Raw genomic sequence first — 17,542 nt, 5'->3', positions numbered from 1 at the left:
GGCCCCTGCTTCGGCAGGGGCCATTCGTCGTTTAAATAGACCTTCGACGGGCCGGCGAGCGGATGACGTGGGGCGGTTTCGCGCACTGCCCCCGTCGCCGGGCCCACCTTGTGAACGCGGGCCCAGTTTATAGACTGGGCCCGCGGACGGGGCCCGGGCCCCGTGCGCACAGGGGTCGGTCGGGGAAAGGGAGTGGGGAGACTTATACTCTAGAAGTAGAGTACCTGTGACCAGTTCGGGGGAGGACCGCGTGGCAACCCTGACCGAGATTCTTATTCTGCACGGTCTGCTTCCGATCGAAGCTCTCGACACCCTGTTAGCGGGAGATCCTGCCGACGAGGGCGCCGTTCGGGGGCTTGTTGACAGTGGAGTGATCACCGAGTTGCAGTTCGCGAAGGCGCGAGCAGCCCAGGCCAACCTGCCCTTCGTCGAACTGCTCGAGTATGCGGTCGAGGCGAGTGCCCTCGCCCTCGTGTCGGCGCTGCTCTGTCGACGACACGAAGTGCTGCCAATCGGAATTGAAGGCGGGCGGCTCGTGCTCGCTATGGTCGACCCCGGCAATGTGTTCGCGCTCGACGATGTCGGTGAAGCCTCTCGACTGCGAGTGTCCCCGGTGGTGGCCGAACGCAGCGACCTGATCGCTGCGATCGCGCGCTTCCATCGCGCCGATGACGAACTCAGCAACCTCACCACCGCACTCGAGGAGGAGAACGATTCGAGTCTGTCGGCGCCTGAGGCGTCCGATGAGGCGAGCGACGATGCCGCACCCATTGTGCGCTTCGTCAATTTGCTGGTGAGCCAGGCCATTCAGGACAAGGCCAGCGATATACACATCGAACCGGGTGAGGTCAGCCTGCGAGTGCGCTACCGCATCGACGGTGTTCTGCACGAGATGCCGAGCGCACCGAAGAGCATTCAAAACGGTGTCATCAGCCGCCTGAAAATCATGGCCGACATCGACATCGCCGAGCGCCGCAAACCGCAGGACGGCCGTATGTCGGTCAGCCACGGTGGCCGCAAGATCGACCTGCGCGTGGCCACCCTGCCAACGGTCTGGGGTGAAAAGGTCGTCATGCGTATCCTCGACAACTCGACCACGAGCATGGACTTGCGCGATCTGTCCCTGCTCGACCATAACTATGACGCCTTCAAAACGGCCTACTCGAAGCCGTACGGAATGATCCTGGTGACCGGGCCCACCGGTTCGGGCAAGTCGACGACCCTCTACACGACCCTGTATTCGGTGGCTCGCCCGGAGATCAATGTGATTACCGTCGAAGATCCGGTGGAGTATCGCATGGTCGGTATCAACCAGGTGCAGGTGAATCCAAAGGCGGGACTCACCTTCGCGAGTGCCCTGCGCAGCATTCTGCGGTGCGATCCTGATGTGGTTCTGCTCGGCGAGATTCGCGACCACGAGACCGCCCAGATCGCTATCGAGGCAGCGCTTACCGGGCACCTCGTGCTCTCCACCCTGCACACCAATAATGCACCGAGCGCGATCACGCGCCTCACCGAAATGGGCATCGAACCCTTTCTCGTGGGCAGCGCACTCGACTGCGTCGTTGCCCAGCGCCTGGCCCGCCGCTTGTGCGAACGCTGCAAAATTCCTGACCTTCGGAGCCGGGAGCAGCTCGCACACCTACGATTTCCGCTCGAGCCGGAGCTGGCACTGCCCGTCATCTACCAAGCGAACGGATGCGCCAGCTGCTCCAATACCGGCTACCGTGGGCGGCTTGCCGTGCACGAGGTGATGACGGTGACCGAGGATATCGAACGGCTGTGCGTGGCGCGTGCGTCGAGCGCGGAGATCGCGCACACCGCCCAGGAGCAGGGAATGGTCAGCCTCCGGGACGATGGCTGGGCCAAGGTCGGGCTCGGGTTCACCTCGGTGGACGAAATTCTGCGAGTGGTCGCTTAGGTCGAAAGGACAGTCACGATGAGTCAGGAAATTTACGAGATTCCGGTCACGCCGCCGGGCGTCGCTGCGGAAAGTTGGCGGCTCGACGACCCCGATCTTGACGTCGGGCCGGACCCCGCGCTGGTCGCGGCGCTGCGCGAGGTTGTTGTCCAGAGCGCCTCCGACCTGCACGTGACGGTGGGGGCGCCGCCGTGCATCCGCCTCGACGGCGGGCTGCGGCCGATTGCCGGGGCCGCGGTGTGGAAGCGCGACAAGGTCGCAACGGCGTTGTTCAGCCTGCTGACCCGCGAGCAGCGGCGCCAGTTCGAAGAGGAACTCGAGCTCGACTTCGCCTACACGACCTCGGGAGCCCGGTTCCGGGTGAATTACTTTCAGCAGCGTGGAAGCGTAGGTGGTGCTTTTCGCCTGATTCCCGGGGAGATCAAGCAGCTCGGCGAGCTCGGTGTGCCCGATGCGGTGGCCCAGTTCGCCCAGCTGCCCCGAGGCTTGGTGCTCGTGACCGGTCCCACCGGATCAGGTAAGTCGACGACCCTGGCCGCGCTCATCGACCTGGTCAACCGCACCCGGGCCGACCATATCGTCACCGTGGAAGACCCGATCGAGTTTCTGCACCAGCACCAGAAATCCCTGATCAACCAGCGTGAGGTCGGCCACGACACCCATAGTTTCGCATCCGCTCTCAAGCACGTGCTGCGGCAGGACCCCGATGTGATTCTTATCGGCGAATTGCGCGACCTCGAGACGGTCTCGGTGGCCCTGACCGCGGCCGAGACAGGCCACCTCGTGTTCGCGACCCTGCACACCCAGGACGCCGCTCAGACCATCGACCGGGTCATCGACGTGTTCCCGCCGTACCAGCAGGGGCAGGTACGGGCCCAGCTCGCAGCGACCCTGCAAGGCGTCGTCTGCCAGGCATTGGTGAAGAAGGTCGGCGGCGGCCGGGTCGTCGCGACCGAAATTCTCATCGTCACGCCAGCCGTCGCCAACCTCATTCGCGAGGGCAAGACCTACCAGATCGCCTCCGCCATGCAGGCCGGACGAGCCCTGGGTATGCACACTATGGACCAGCACCTCGCCGAACTCGTCAACGCCGGGTCGATCACCCGCAAGGCCGCCGAAGACAAGGCGCAGGACCAGGAAAGCCTCGCCCAACTGATTCGCAAATCGGACAGCAGTGACCTCGCCGCCGGGCCGTCGGGGTTTGACGGCATCGACTTCGGCGACTCGTACTCCAACCGGGAACAGCGATGACCGCTAGTGGTGTTTTCGCGTACAAGGGCCGCACCGCGGTCGGCAAAATCGTCACCGGTCGACTAGATGCCGCCTCCGAGAACGCCGCAATGCAGCGCCTGCGCGGCATGGGGCTCGCGCCGATCTCGGTGGCCGAGGTCAATGTGGGTACCGGGCTGAAACGAGAAGTGCGCATACCCGGTTTCAGCAAGGGCATCGGGCTGAAGGACCTCGCCGTCATGAGTCGACAGATGGCGACCATGACGAGTGCCGGGCTGTCCCTGCTGCGTACCCTGAACATCCTTTCGGAGCAGACCGAGAACCCTCAACTTGCCCGCATTCTGGCGACCATTCGCACCGAGGTAGAGACCGGGTCGTCGCTCTCCGAGGCGATGATGAAACACGCCGCAGTGTTCCCCCCGATCATGATCAACCTCGTTCGGGCCGGGGAGACCGGCGGTTTTCTTGAAAGCTCACTCACCTCGGTGGCCGCCAACTTCGAGTCGGAGGTGAAGCTGCGCGACACGATCAAGTCCGCGCTCGCTTATCCGGTCGTAGTGCTCATCATGGCCGTGCTCGCCGTAATCGGCATGCTGATCTTCATCGTGCCGGTGTTCGAGAAGATGTTCGCGGGCCTCGGTGGGGAGTTGCCGCTGCCGACCCAGTTCCTGGTGGTGCTGTCGAAAATGATGGTCTGGCTCGGGCCGCTGCTGCTCGTGCTCGGCGCCGCCTTCGCCGTCTGGTGGCGCACCAACAAGAACACCGAAGCGGTTCGTCGCCGGGTCGACCCGTTCAAGCTCAAGTTGCCGGTGTTCGGGCCCTTGCTCATGAAGCTCGCCATTGCGCGGTTCAGCCGAAACTTCTCGACCATGATCGCCGCCGGCGTACCCATCTTGCAGTCGCTGGCCATTGTCGGCGAGACGAGCGGAAACTGGGTGATTGAATCCGCGCTGCGCAAGGTGGCCGAGTCGGTGCGCCAAGGCGGGTCGATCGCCGGACCGCTGGCGCAGGCGCCGATCTTCCCCCCTATGGTCGTGCAGATGATCGCCGTCGGCGAAGACGCCGGCGCCCTCGAGCAGATGCTCGCCAAGGTTGCTGACTTCTACGACCAGGAGGTGCAGGCCACTACGGAACAACTCACGGCACTCATCGAGCCGCTCATGATCGCGTTCATCGGAGTGGTGATCGGCGGCATGATCGTCGCCCTTTATCTGCCCATGTTCAGCATCTTTGAATACGTGAAATAGCCGGTCTGAAATTGCTGGCATAAGTTTTCGTGATACCCCCCAATTAAGGGTAGAAAACCGTAAGATCAGAACAAGTGAGAATGTCACATTTCCCATATTCCCACTTTTCCCAGCCCGCAGCAGTTCCACAGCATAAGGAAACCACGCTCATGATCCGATCCACGATCCACCGCACCCTGCACGCACTCTCCCGCACCCGCACGGCGATTCGAGAACGGCAACAGGGCTTCACCCTGATCGAGCTGCTCGTGGTCGTGCTCATCATCGGCGTGCTCGCCGCCGTGGCGATTCCGATCTTTCTCAACCAGCAGGAGGGTGCCAAGGACAGCGCCGTCAAAGCCCAGATCACCCAGGCGAAGACCGCCGTTGTCGCCGAGATCGTCACAAAGGGTTTCCCCGCAAGTCTCGCTGCTGCGAGCGCGTACACCCCGAGTGATGAGGTCACCGTCTTGCTGACCGGCTCAGCGACAGCGTTCTGCATCTCGGGCCAGTTCGACGGCTCTGCCCGTATCTTCGCGATCGATGACAACGGTGCTGCCCTGCAAGGGACCTGCGTCTCAGGCGCCGCGACCCCGTAGTCGGTGCCGGGTGGGGTGTCAGAAGTGGCTCCCCACCTGCATTCGTCTTGTGAGCCCGCCGAATCCATCCATTCTCAGTGCAACGCTACGATCCGCCGAAGGGGGCGAGCATGCCCGATTCGCCGCGTCGCTCGAGTTCGTGCAACGAAAGCGGATTCGGAGTGGTCGAAATTGTCGTGGCCATGTTCCTCATCGGGCTCTTAGCCGTTGCCTTTCTGCCGATTCTCGTGCAGAGTGTGCGCGTCTCCGACACGAACGTGACCATCGCCGAGGCTACTCAGGTCGTGGCCCAGCAACTGGAGCGGGTCGGGGCTGCCGGGTCGAGTTGCTCGGCGGTCAAGGCCGTCACCGCGAGTGTCCCGGCAGCCGTGGAAACGAAACGTGGTTTCCTGCAACCGCACTTGAGGCTCAACCTGCCGTCTACCGACGTCTGCGCCGAGCCGTACCTACGCGTCGTGCAGATGAGGGTGTGGGCATCGGCAGTCGGGTCGAACGACGAGCTGGCCGCCGCGGAAACCCTCATTCTGTTGGATGCGCCATGACTTGCCGCGCGACGTCAGTTTCGCGCCCTCTGGACTCGGGATACACCTTGATCGAACTTCTTGTCTACATGAGTTTTGCCGTGCTGGTACTCACGATCATCGGCGGCATGCTGATCAGTTCGGTGGGAACAGAGCGGGACGTGCGCAGCACGACCGAGGCGACCAACCTCGGACAGCTGATCAGTCGGTCAGTGCAATCAGGGGTGCGAAACGCCTCGCAGGTCTCGCTGCAGAGCATCGACGACACCCAGTTTCTTGTGGCGCGAACCGCGGGCAGCGCCGCCTCCGTGGTCTGGTCGTGCCAGGCCTGGTTCTACGCTCCGGCTAACGGCGGCTCGCTGTACACGAAGCGCACTTCACCGGCGAGTCTCATCACCGCACCCGTCTCTGGCGATCTGGGTAGCTGGATCAAGTTGGGCGACGGCGTCAGCACGACCGGTGCGGCGGTCTTCGGCGGGGTTAACGACCGCATCACGGTAGCCCTCACCCTCGATGCCGGCGCGCAAAAACCCGTGGTCGTCAACACGACGGTGACGCCGCGCACACTCGCAACGATTGGTGAACCATGCTTGTGAAACGCGACGGTGCACGCGCTGAGGACGGCAGCGCACTCATGGCGGTGATCGGTGTCATGGGCGTGATGATCGTGATCACCCTCACTCTGACCGCGGCCACCCTAAACGCGCTTGATTTCACGGAAAGCACCCGCGCCTCGGTGCAATCGGTGGCGGCCGCCGAAAGCGGAGTTAGCGCCGCCCAGCTCAGTCTGACCCAGGGCATCTGCCGGGCCAGCTACTCACGATCCTCACCGCAATTCACAGCCGAGGTGGCATATTCCCTGAGCTCGACCGACAACGCATGGGTGGCGGGCTGCCCGGCCGCCGGCGTCGCGGCTGTGCGCTTGCGCGTTAAGTCAACCGGAAGCTCGCTGACCGGGTCGGCGCCGGACAGGACTCGAGTCGAGGCGATCTTCGAGTACGAGTCAGCCGTCCCCCCGGGCGTGCAGCCGAGCGGCGCGGCTATGTACCTCTATGGCGGTGTCGTGTTCATGAACAATGCCGACCTGCTCGTGGCCGAGTCGGGTCGGGCGGCCATCCAGGTAAAGAACGGAAACGTATCGTGCTCCAACAACACGGTGATCGAGGGGGATGTAGTCGTTTCGGCCGGCAGCCTCAATATCGGCGGATGCTCCATCGAGGGTAACGCGTGGGCCACCGGTGCCGCGACGCTCGGTGCCGTAACGGGCAACCTCACCGCGGCGAGCGTGAACCTGACCGCGGCCCAACGGGCCAGCAGGATCGGCGGCGTCTACACGCGCTATACCGTCGGAACATCGATTCCCACGGTGCCGCCCTGGGTCGATCTCAACTACACACCGAGCGACTGGATCGACGCAAGCGGAGTGCCTTACAAGGTCGCGTCAATCGGGGCTGGCTGCACCATCGACGCGACGACCCTCTCTGCGGCCGCGAACGGTGGCAGACCCGTCATCATCAACGCCCTGGCTGCGTGCCCTTCTGGTGTCACCGCCGCCGGTACGGTAAAGCTCAGCTCCGATGTCGTGATTTTTGCCGACAAATTCACCTTCGTCAACAACGTGCATTTTCAGTCTTCGTCGACATCTCGACACAAAGTCTGGTTCATCACGCCCGACCGAGTGGCCGACCACCTGCCCACCTGTGGCGCGTCGCAAGGCGACTTTTTGATGAAGAACAGTTTCACGGTAGCGCCCACACTCGACGCCATGACCTACACACCCTGCCGGTTCAACGCCATGAATAATTTCGAGTGGCGCGGCCAGCTCTATGCGAACGGGGCCAACGACTTCAAGAACAACACCCGGTTCGAATCGGCGCCGCTCGGCCTGCCGGGAATCGACCTCGACACGGGCACGGTGACCGGAGGCGGCTCGGCTGGCGCTGTTTCCCGGCTGGGAAACATGACGTCAATGAGGGACCTGAGTGATGGATAGAACACCATGACGCGCCACGTCGTCGGCATCGACATTGGCCGGGCTTCGCTGCGTGCGGTCGAACTGGCCGATGCTGACCGGGAGGAGCCGACCATTGTGCGATTCCATGAGGAGGCGTTGCCCGACGGCGCCGTGGGACGCGGCGAGGTGCTAGAACCCAACACGGTCGCCTCGCAGCTGAAACGGTTGTGGGCGGGCGGCAAATTCACCAGCAGGAATGTCGTCATCGGCATGGGGAACCATCGGGTGGTTGCTCGAGACCTGACCGTTCCGGCGCAGTCGATTCGGAGCATCCGTGAGGCGTTACCGTTTCAAGTGCAGGATCTGCTTTCCGTTCCGGTGTCTGAGGCACTGCTTGACTTCTACCCGATCAAGGCCGTTCCCGGCGATGGCCAGTCGGGGCCGCAGCTCAACGGACTGCTGATCGCCGCGGTCAAGGAAGTGGTTTTGCGAAACGTTCGGGCGGTGCAGTTGGCCGGGCTCAACCCGGTCGCGGTCGATTTGATTCCGTTCGCCCTCAGCCGTGCCATTCGTCGTGGCCGCCCCACCGACGATGTGGTTGCGCAGATCGACGTCGGAGCCGGGACAACGAGCATCGTGATCACCGCGTGCGGAGTGCCCCAGTTCGTGCGGCTCATTCCGGCCGGTGGTGACGACCTCACCCAGGCGCTCACGGCGCGGCTCGACCTGCCCGTCGATCAAGCCGAGGCCCTTAAACGCGCCTCCAGCATCGGCTCAAGTGGGCCGCTCCCGGGCAGGTCAGCGGATGCCGCTGAGCCGGCCGATATCGCGGCGACCACCGCGCTCGTCATTCACGAGGGCGTGAGTGAACTGCTCGCCAGCCTGCGTAACACCGTGAACTACTTCATCCACACCCGGAGTGACCTGCCCGTGACCCGTATCGTCCTCACCGGGGGTGGAGCACGGCTGGGCGGGTTCGCCGCGCAACTCGCCGAACTCACCCGACTGCCGGTCGCACCGCCGAACCCGACCGGCGGCCTCGCCGTTGGTCGGGGAGTCGACGCCGAGCGGCTAATGAATTCGGGCGGCGACTATCTCGTCGCCCTCGGCCTCGCACTGGGACGCACACCATGAGTGCGCCGAAGACAGTTCACGACCCGGTCATCGGCGGTGACCCCCGGGTCGACCTGCTGCCGCCCGAAATCACGGCGGAACAAAAGGGGCGCAAGCTGCGGCGCGGCCTCGCCGTCGCGGTCGTCGCGGTCGTGCTCGTCACAGGCTCCGGCATCGCGGCCGCCACCTGGGAAGCCGAGCGCAGCCAGGCCAACCTCGCCGTCGTGCAGGCGCGCACGACCGAACTTCTGGCGGCGCAGGGCGAATACATCGAGGTGCGCCGGGCGCAGGAGGAGGTCGACGCGACCGTCGCGGCCCGCCGGCTGGCGACATCCGTTGATATCGACTGGACCGATTATCTGCAGCAGATTCGCGCTCGGCTGCCCGGCGACGTCGTGATCGGCGCCGTGGTACTGGACGCGGGTTCGCCGTGGGTGCCGTACGTGCAGGCGACTGCGCCCTTGCAGCCGAGTCGCGTGGCGACCATCAGCCTCACTCTGACCAGCCCGACCCTGCCGAGTGTTCCCGACTGGCTCGACGCGATGGCGACCCTGCCCGGGTACGCCGACAGCGCACCGACCCGGGTGGCGTTGCTCGACTCCGGTGCGTACGAGGTGAGTCTCACGCTGCACGTCAACGCCGAGGCGTTCTCCAACCGATTTGCAGAAGTCGAGGTGAGCCAGTGACGACGACGAAGTGGTGGCTGGTGGGGGCGATGCTCGTCATCGCGCTTGTCGTGCTGGCCGGGTTCACCCTGGGGATCTCGCCCAAGCTGGAGGAGGTGGGCGTGACCCGTGCGACTCGAACCGCAGCCCTCGCCCAGAACGAGGTCTACGAGCTGCAGCTCGCGGCCCTGCAGCGTGAATTCGACGGCCTTGAAACGGTGCAGGACGAACTTGCGGTGTTGCGGGCGGCGATCCCGGAGGGTGCGGGTCTGCCCGCCCTTATCGGCCAGCTCGATGCCATTGCCAGTCGAACGTCGGTCACTGTGACTGAGTTCACGTCGGCCGACGCGATGCCCTATGTGCCGGTCGTGCCCGTGCCCGACGCGACGGCGCCCGCCACCGACGACGCTGCCCCGATCGCGCCTGCGACCGACAGTGACGGGGCGGGGACAGCGGATGCTGCAGCGGTGAGCCCGCTGGTGACCGCGGAGAATTTTGTTGCCGTGCCGGTCACGATCTCGGTCACTGGAAGTTTCGATGCCGTGCTGGAATTTCTTGAGGGCCTGCAGAACGGCCAGCGTCTGCTGACGGTGACCTCGTTCAGTTCCGGCACGCCCAGTGCCGACGTTCCCGACCGGGTGACGGGCCAGATCGCGGGGATTGTCTATGTGCTGCTCGACGCCAGCTGAGGTCTGCGCTGAATGAGGTGCGTGCGTGCGTGCGAGCGACCGGACGGACGAACGGTTTCGTATTGGTCGGTCGGATAGTCGGCTGGAACGTACGCCCACATGCGAGGGTTGGCCTGCAGGATGATTCTCCGGCCGGCAACCAAGAGGAGGTGCTGACGATGGCGTCAGCCAATGCACTCTTTTCCCCAGACAAGCGGACACGACCGGAGCCCACTACCCCCATTGTGGGGGTGTGCCATTTCCCCGAGTGGGTGACAGGGCCGAGTGTCGTGGTTAGGCTTAAACGTGATACCGGCTGAGTCTTTGCGAGCCAACACAAAGACGCACCATAGAAACAAAGCAGGTCGGGGGAGCGATGGGTAGGCGGCTTCCTTCTGCTCCGCCCGTTTTGTCGGGCTACACCTACGTGCGCCCCCTCGGCACCGGCGGATTTGCCGACGTTTTTCTCTTCGAACAGAACATGCCTCGCCGTTCCGTTGCGGTCAAAGTGCTGCTGCAGGACATCGTCGACGGCGACGTGCTGCGCTCGTTCAACGCCGAAGCGGACGTCATGGCGCGGCTCAGCTCGCATCCGTCTATTCTCACCGTATACAACGCCAGCATCTCTGCCGATGGCCGCCCGTACCTGGTCATGGAATTCTGCCCCGGCTCCTATTCGTCGCGAGAACGCGCAGAAGCGCTGCCGGTAGCGACCGTGCTGAGCGTTGCCGTGCGCATCGCCTGCGCCCTCGAGACGGCGCATCGTTCCAAGATGCTGCACCGCGACATCAAGCCATCCAACATTCTCACGACCACATTCGGCGGCCCGGTGCTCGGTGACTTCGGAATCGCCGCCTCCCTGGCCGGCGGCGCTCGCGACGAGCTGTTCGCTATGTCGCTGCCCTGGAGCGCACCGGAGGTCGTCGACGAACGCACCAGCGGCACGGTAGCAACCGAGGTCTGGTCATTCGGCGCCACCATCTACTCGCTGTTGGCCGACAGGGCGCCGTTCGAACTGCCCGCGGGCTCAGGCGGGTCGCGCGCGCAGCTGAAACAGCGCATTGGCCGAGCGAAATTCACCAGCATCGGGCGAGCGGATGTTCCCGCCTCCCTCGAGAGCGTCCTCGCCCGCATGATGAGTCGCGACCCCGCAGCGCGCCAAGCGAGCATGCTCGAATGTGCCTACGATCTGCAGCGCGTGGAGCGGGACCTCGGACTGCCCCTCACCGCGCTGGAGGTAGCCGACGAAGCCTGGGCATCCGCTGGTGCACCGGTGGACTTTGACAACCACGAATCGCGCGGCGCTGTCATCTCCGATGTCATTATTCCCACCCTGCGCCCTGGCCCCCGGCGCAGCACGCGCCTTCCGGCGTCTCAGACCCGCGAGGGCACCCTGCTCGGCGATCACGACACCGGACGCACGCGGTTTACGCCGCTCACGCTGAGTCTGCTCCTGACTGGCGCTGTCGTCGTCGGCATCGGCGGCACCATCGGTGCCCTCGTGATCGCCGGCGTGATCTGATGGCCGGGGTGTTCTGATGGCCGGGGTGTTCTGATGGCCGGCAAACGGGCCCGTCGTCGCCTGCCCGGGTTCAGGAAGGCTCGCCTCGGTGTGATTCGCATTGCCGCGGTCGCCGCGATCGGTGCGTTGCTGGCCACGGTGGCGATCGTCGCTGATGGTTTCGATGTGAAGCAGACGCCGGTGAATGCGAGTTCGATCTGGGCATTGCAAAGCGGCGACGGCAACCGGTACGCCCGCGTCAACACCGACCTGGGCGAACTGGACACCGTGAAAACAGTGCCAGCACCCAGCGAACTGGTGCAAACCGATTCCACCGTGCTGCTCTTCGCCCAGAACAACGAAAAAGTGGTCGACGTGAGCCTCGCGGCACCGATCAACCTCGGCGACGACGCGGGCGATTACGACAACACGCCGGCCGGAACCCGCACCATCGCATCGTCGAGTTCCTGGGTCGGCTACCTCACGACCGCGGGAGCGGTCTTGGCCGGGGCAGTCGGCGCTGGGGAAGAGCCCCGCGCAGTGAACCCCTACGCCGACGACGAGGTCACCCCGGGCGAGCTGCCACGCGCTTACCGATCCGATGCCATCGCGATCACGCCTGACGGGGTGCTCTACAGCTACTCCAGCGAGGCTGAAAGCATGCTGCGCTATTCCATCGTCGACGACAAAATTCTCGGCGAGGACGCTGTCACCGACGGTCCGGCCGAACCCGGAAGTCAGCTGAGCGTCGTCGGTGATAGCTGGGCGTTGCTCAGCGTGGCCGGTGACGAACTGTGGCTGGCCGGCCAGAACGCACCGGTCGCGACTGACCTGAGCGAACTGGCCGTGCTGCAACGCCCCAGCACCGCCGCCGACGACGTGCTTATCGCTGACCAGACCGGCCTGGTCGCCTTTGCTCTGATCGACGGTACCCGTACCGAACTGGTCGGCGATTCCGAGGCGGTACTCGGGGCTCCCGCCGCGCCGACCCCTTTTAAAGGAGAGCGCTACGCCGCCTGGCTGCCCGCTTCCGGTGCCGGCGGCACCCTGTTTCGCGAGAACGGCGGCGAATCCGTTCTCAGCTACGGCGCGGTCACTCCGAACGGCGACGCCGCGCCCGCGTTTCGCGCCAACGAATCACTCCTGATTCTCAACGACACCCAGAGCGGATGGGTATGGACCGTTCCTGACGGCGCATTGGTCGCGAGCTCCCAGGACTGGACCCTGGCCGCCGCCGAAGAGCCCCAGCGCCAGGACAACGTGGAAGAAGCCTCCGAAGTCGTTGAACCGAAAGCCCCCGTGGCCGTGCCGGATTCTTTCGGCGTGCGCGTCGACCAGCTCGTTCCGCTGCCGGCGTTGCTCAACGACCATGACGCCAACGACGACGTGCTCAGCGTCGTGCCGGCCTCGGTCACCGGCCTCGATCCCGATTTCGGTACCGTCACCGTCACGGATCAGAACCAGGCACTCGCCGTGCAGGTAGCCCCCGGCGCCAGGGGCTCGGCAACTTTCAACTACGCCATCACCGACGGCTCGCGTACCGGTGGCCTCGATTCGCCGTCGACCACGGTCACGCTCACCGTGCACGGCGACGACGTGAACATGGCGCCGGTCTGGTGCGGTACCGACGGTTGCCTGCAGGACTGGCCGAGCCCGGAGGTGCAACCGGGCGGAACAGTGACCGTGCCGGTGCTGCCCGGCTGGGTCGATCCCGACGGTGATCCCATCTTCGTCGCATCCGCTGTCAACACCACGGACATCGGCTCGGTCAGTGTGACGCCGGCCGGCGTGCTCGTCTACAAGCACCCGAATGCGGCCGAACAGTCCGCGCAGTCGGCCACGATTCTGGTGCGCGTCTCCGACATTCACGGCGCTTCGACCGAGAAGGTACTCACCATCGCGGTCACACCCACGCCGCGACTCATGGTCGAACCCTTCGCGCTGCTCGCGTCGGTGAATGAGCGGCTCACGGTGAACCCGGCCGAGCACATTTCGGGAGCCGCCGGCCTGTACCGCATCACGTCGGCGACGACCCCGTCGAGCGCCGAGGGGTCGACCGTGAGCATTACCGCGAACGGCACCGCCATCGACTTCGTTGCGACCGCGATCGGCAACTACACGGTCAGCCTCACTGTCGCTGACGACGTAGGCGAGGTCGTATCGCTCGTGCGCATTTCGGTGGTGTCAGCGGATGCTCAGGCCCTCACCACGTCACCGGTGACGGTTTTCGTGCGGCCCAAGGCCGACACCAGCGTCGACGTCTTCACCGCCGTCTCCAACCCGGCCGGACGAGTGCTGTTGCTCGGCGAAGCCATTCCCGAGACCGCACTCGGTGCCTCGCTCAGCGTCGACGTCGTCGGGCAGAACATTTTGCGGGTGCGCGGTTCCACTGCCGACGAACGGCCGGGCAAGCTCGGAACCGTGCGCTACACGGTGTCGGACGGCACCAAAAATCCGCTCTATACCGTGCGCGGCGAGGCCACCGTCTACCTGCTCGCGGCATCCGTTCCGCAGGCTCCGATCGCCAGAAACGACAGCGTCTCAGTGCGGGTCGGTGCCCAGATCGACATTCCGGTGATCAACAACGACGTGGCGCCCGATGGCAACATCGTGATGCTCAACGCCGAGTCCGTGCAGAACCGCAGCGACCAGGGCCTCGCCTTCGCAGCTGGCGCCGAACTGCGCTACCTCGCCCCCGACGAACCGGGCAGCTACGAGCTCGCTTACAGCGTCTACACCGCTGGCGCTCCCGAACTCATCGACTCGGCCGTAGTCTGGGTGGAGGTGCTCGCCAACGGAGAGAACACGGCGCCCCAGCCGCACACCCTCTACGGTCGGGTGTTGTCGGGCGAGACGATTGAGATTCCCTTCAACAGCTTCGGCACCGACCCCGACGGCGATACCGTCGTGCTCGATCGAGTGCTGACCCAGCCGGCGCGCGGCACGGCCTCGCTCAATGCCACCGGGGATGCCATCGTCTTCTCCAGCCCGCTCGACTATCACGGCGCCATCGAATTTCAGTATCGCGTGCGCGACACCGCCGGGTCCGCCGGCGTCGCTCTCGTGCGCATCGGCGTGCTCGACCAGCGTTCCAATCCAAGCCCGATCACCTTCAGCGACTACGTCGAGGTGCAGGCAGGGCCGGGCAACCAGGTCGTCGTTTTTCCCGCCGCCAACGACATCGAACCCGGCGGCGGCAGCCTGACCCTGAGTGCCGTCACCCCCGACGCTGCGGCCGGCACCGATGAGTATGACGCCCTGGCGCAGCGCATCGATTCCGTCACCGATGAGCGAGTGGTGTTCACGGCCGGCGACGAGCCTGGCCTGCTCACCTTCGTCTACTCGGTGACCAACGCCAACGATGATGTCGGCCAGGGACTCATCGTGGTCAAGGTTGTGCGCACCTCGGTGCCCGACCATCCGGTCGTGATCGATACGACCCTGACCCTTGACGAACGAGACGGGTTCCCGAAGGGCATCGACGTGGTCACCGACAAGGTGTCCTGGAACTCTGGAGATGTTTCCGACCTCACCCTGACCCTGTGGGGTGACCACCCGGGCCTCGACGTGTCCGGCTGGAAGATCAGCGGCGACGTTCCCGACGAGGGACTGCTCGCACCGTTCGCCGTGACCGGACCGAATTTTCAGGGTGTCGTAGTGACCACCTATGGGTTCCTGCGCATTCCGGCGAAGGATGCGATCATCATCGCGCTCAAAAAAGGAAGCGTCGACCAAAACGTGCGGGAAGACGCATCCGTCAGCTTTGATCTAGAGAGCCTCGTATCGATTCCCGCTGATTCCACGCTGGAACTGCAGCGCACCGGTATCCGTTCGTCGGGGGAGCGGGGCAACGCGACGTGTACGTTCGACTCCGGCACGACGGTCACCTACACGGCTGGTTCCGACGCACCGTGGACCGACTCCTGCACGGTGCCAGCACGCATCGACGGGCAGGAGGACTACACGCAGCTGGTTGTGCCGATCGTGGTCGAACCGCTCGATCCCCAACCGGAACTGCGGCCGGCGGCGCTCACTGCAAGCCCCGGCTCGGAAGCCATTCGTTACGACCTCAGCCACATGGTCGAGTGGCAGGGCAAGGGTGACGTGCCAGCACTGACCTTTACGATCGGCTACTCGTCTGACCAGTTCACCGTGACGCAGGACGGCTCCATTCTCACGATCGGTGTTGCTGACAACGCCGTAGCCGGCCGCGAGGCAGCGGTCACGGTGAGCCTGTCGAGCCACCGCGAGGCGATTGCGGCGGCGCTCGTACTCAAGGTGGGCCCGGCGCCGAGCGAACTGCCCAAGGGCGGCACCGTGGCGACGACCTGCACCCAATCGTCGGGATCGAGCTGCTCGATCGCTGTCGTCGGCACCGCCGGCGAGGTCAACCTCTACCGCGGCACCCCACTTGAACTGGTCTCCGTCACCGCCCCGAGTACCTGCGTGGGAGTGTCGTTCGCGGCCGAGAATTCGCGAAACGTACGGGCCACCTGGTCTGGTGACACCGCCGGCGGGGTCTGCGAGGCGAGCTTTGTGGTGCGCGACGCCCAGGGCAAGCTCAGCGCCGGAAGCCGCAACGGGGTGGTAACGGTTGACCTGCGGGGATACCCGAAGGCGCCGAACGCGGTGGCGCAGATCGCCTACGACGACCGAACAATCACCCTCTCGATCAGTCCCGGCGCTGCCAACGTCGCCTACCCGGCCTTGGCGGGTTTCAACCTGTACCGCAACGGTGCGTCGGTCGGCCGCTGCGACACGTCGGGAGACTGCGGGCTGATTCGAACGACCGCGAATGGCCAGAAAGACCGCTACGAGGCGAAAGCCGTGAACGCCGTCGGTGAATCGCGCAGCGCCGTCAGCGTGACGGCCTGGTCGTATGACACGCCCGGCATGGGCGAACTCACGGCCGAACCGGTCTTCCAGCAAGGCACCACGAGCGCGTCGACCGGTGCCGTCTCCGTGACGATCGAGAACAACGACCCATCAACCAACCGTTACAGCGTCAACGGCAGGGAACAACGGGTACAGACGCCAGGTACGGGAACGACCGAACTCACCCTCGCGCTTGGTGTCGGCAACCAGACCGTGACCGTGACCCCCCTCAGCCGGGATGACCAGCCCGCTGGCAGCGGCCCGACCGAGGAGACGACGTCTCAGGCCGTGCGCGTTGCTGGATCGCCCGCGATTACCAGTGCCGGTTCGCTGAGCTCGCAAAACCGGTCGATCAGCGTTCGAGACGCCCGGTTTGACGCGAATTCCAGCGCACTGCCAGCAGACGTGCTGTACGTGGCCTCACTCACCGAGGGCGCAAGCTGCAGACTCACTCCGGCCGGCTTCACCTCGGCTGGAGCGACCACCTCGGACGATCCCACAATCGGTAATCTCGCCCAGCACAAGAAATACTTCGTGACGCTCTGCTATTCCAACGGCTACGGAGTCACGACGGCCAACGCCGGTTCAATCACCACGTGGCAGGCCCCGGCAGCCCCGGGCGACGGCGAGTACACCTACCGGGTGGCGCCGCCGGCCAATGGCCAGTACCTGATCGAGGCTCCTACGGCGACGGCGCCGGTACCGACCGGCTTCGAGACCGACTTCGAGCGCTTCGACGAGACCACCGGCTCGACCGTTTTCGGCGCCGACCCTGGTATCCGCGTGCGGTACTGCCTGAGCGCCGATTCAACCCTGTGCAGCGAGTGGTCAACGGTCACGGCAGTCGACCCCAACCGCGCCTGGCAAGTGGAGTACGCGGTGCCGAGCCTGAATAGCAACGGATGCGCCGCCGGCGGCACCCTTAAAGTTGCCATGGACGCGACCTCCGCCGGGCTGGCCGAGGCCCGGGTCACCTCCGCCTTCTATAACGTGCCGGATGAAAATGGGCCGCGGTGGAGCGAGTACCCGGGCGATGTGGTTCCCGTCGATGCCACGCAGGTCAAGGACGTGGCCTGGACCATCACCTGGCAGGCGCCCGAAACCTCCGGCCTAAACGAGGTAGCCGGTACGACCACACCTACCCCCGTCGACTGTACGTCCAGCCTGCCGACACCGTCTCCGAGAGCGACACCGTCTTCGTCTTCGACACCGACACCGACACCGACACCGTCTCCGTCTCTGACACCGTCTTCGACACCGTTTCCGTGA

12 protein-coding genes are annotated in these 17,542 nt (G+C 64.8%); all 12 read left to right on the top strand.

Annotated features, from left to right (window positions below):
• The first annotated feature begins 250 nt into the window (after positions 1-250).
• The 12 genes from E3T38_RS03870 to E3T38_RS03815 all read left to right on the top strand — a co-directional run bounded on the left by E3T38_RS03870 (position 251) and on the right by E3T38_RS03815 (position 17,542).
• Positions 251-1,921, top strand: coding sequence for a GspE/PulE family protein (locus tag E3T38_RS03870; RefSeq protein ID WP_134546302.1), 1,671 nt, complete (start codon positions 251-253; stop codon positions 1,919-1,921).
• A gap of 18 nt (positions 1,922-1,939) precedes the next feature.
• Positions 1,940-3,172 (top strand): type IV pilus twitching motility protein PilT, encoded by a 1,233-nt coding sequence (locus E3T38_RS03865; RefSeq protein WP_134546300.1) that lies wholly within the window; start codon positions 1,940-1,942, stop codon positions 3,170-3,172.
• The gene (locus tag E3T38_RS03860; protein ID WP_134546298.1) at positions 3,169-4,398 is read left to right on the top strand and encodes a type II secretion system F family protein; all 1,230 of its coding nucleotides are present in this window, start codon (positions 3,169-3,171) and stop codon (positions 4,396-4,398) included. Before E3T38_RS03865 ends, E3T38_RS03860 begins: the two co-directional genes overlap by 4 nt.
• A gap of 149 nt (positions 4,399-4,547) precedes the next feature.
• Positions 4,548-4,976 (top strand): type IV pilin protein, encoded by a 429-nt coding sequence (locus tag E3T38_RS17340; protein WP_134546296.1) that lies wholly within the window; start codon positions 4,548-4,550, stop codon positions 4,974-4,976.
• Positions 4,977-5,086: 110 nt separating this feature from the next.
• A complete protein-coding gene (locus tag E3T38_RS03850; protein WP_134546294.1) occupies positions 5,087-5,518 on the top strand; it encodes a type II secretion system protein in 432 nt (143 codons plus the stop codon).
• Between the two features lie 47 nt (positions 5,519-5,565).
• Positions 5,566-6,093 (top strand): hypothetical protein, encoded by a 528-nt coding sequence (locus E3T38_RS03845; protein WP_134546292.1) that lies wholly within the window; start codon positions 5,566-5,568, stop codon positions 6,091-6,093.
• A complete protein-coding gene (locus E3T38_RS03840) occupies positions 6,084-7,490 on the top strand; it encodes a polymer-forming cytoskeletal protein (RefSeq protein ID WP_134546290.1) in 1,407 nt (468 codons plus the stop codon). The genes E3T38_RS03845 and E3T38_RS03840 overlap by 10 nt, the downstream gene beginning before the upstream one ends.
• Before the next feature lie 6 nt (positions 7,491-7,496).
• Positions 7,497-8,585 (top strand): type IV pilus assembly protein PilM, encoded by a 1,089-nt coding sequence (gene pilM, locus E3T38_RS03835; protein WP_134546288.1) that lies wholly within the window; start codon positions 7,497-7,499, stop codon positions 8,583-8,585.
• Complete coding sequence (locus E3T38_RS03830; RefSeq protein WP_134546286.1) at positions 8,582-9,250, top strand: hypothetical protein; 669 nt, start codon at positions 8,582-8,584, stop codon at positions 9,248-9,250. The genes pilM and E3T38_RS03830 overlap by 4 nt, the downstream gene beginning before the upstream one ends.
• Complete coding sequence (locus E3T38_RS03825) at positions 9,247-9,918, top strand: GspMb/PilO family protein (RefSeq protein WP_134546284.1); 672 nt, start codon at positions 9,247-9,249, stop codon at positions 9,916-9,918. Before E3T38_RS03830 ends, E3T38_RS03825 begins: the two co-directional genes overlap by 4 nt.
• Before the next feature lie 388 nt (positions 9,919-10,306).
• Entirely contained in the window at positions 10,307-11,419 is a 1,113-nt protein-coding gene (locus tag E3T38_RS03820) for a serine/threonine-protein kinase (protein ID WP_370448981.1), read from the top strand.
• Between the two features lie 33 nt (positions 11,420-11,452).
• Complete coding sequence (locus E3T38_RS03815; RefSeq protein ID WP_134546280.1) at positions 11,453-17,542, top strand: Ig-like domain-containing protein; 6,090 nt, start codon at positions 11,453-11,455, stop codon at positions 17,540-17,542.

It is taken from the genome of Cryobacterium sp. Hb1, assembly GCF_004403585.1.
Lineage (GTDB): Bacteria > Actinomycetota > Actinomycetes > Actinomycetales > Microbacteriaceae > Cryobacterium > Cryobacterium lyxosi.
The sequence above is the reverse complement of the archived record's forward strand: the minus strand, read 5'-3'. Positions and strand labels throughout refer to the sequence as shown.

Excerpts from the sequence above, each read along its gene's own strand:
- E3T38_RS03865 (WP_134546300.1), top strand. The coding sequence starts at position 1,940 with ATGAGTCAGGAAATTTACGAGATTCCGGTCACGCCGCCGGGCGTCGCT.
- E3T38_RS03860 (WP_134546298.1), top strand. The coding sequence starts at position 3,169 with ATGACCGCTAGTGGTGTTTTCGCGTACAAGGGCCGCACCGCGGTCGGC.
- E3T38_RS17340 (WP_134546296.1), top strand. The coding sequence starts at position 4,548 with ATGATCCGATCCACGATCCACCGCACCCTGCACGCACTCTCCCGCACC.
- E3T38_RS03850 (WP_134546294.1), top strand. The coding sequence starts at position 5,087 with ATGCCCGATTCGCCGCGTCGCTCGAGTTCGTGCAACGAAAGCGGATTC.
- E3T38_RS03840 (WP_134546290.1), top strand. The coding sequence starts at position 6,084 with ATGCTTGTGAAACGCGACGGTGCACGCGCTGAGGACGGCAGCGCACTC.
- pilM (WP_134546288.1), top strand. The coding sequence starts at position 7,497 with ATGACGCGCCACGTCGTCGGCATCGACATTGGCCGGGCTTCGCTGCGT.
- E3T38_RS03830 (WP_134546286.1), top strand. The coding sequence starts at position 8,582 with ATGAGTGCGCCGAAGACAGTTCACGACCCGGTCATCGGCGGTGACCCC.
- E3T38_RS03815 (WP_134546280.1), top strand. The coding sequence starts at position 11,453 with ATGGCCGGCAAACGGGCCCGTCGTCGCCTGCCCGGGTTCAGGAAGGCT.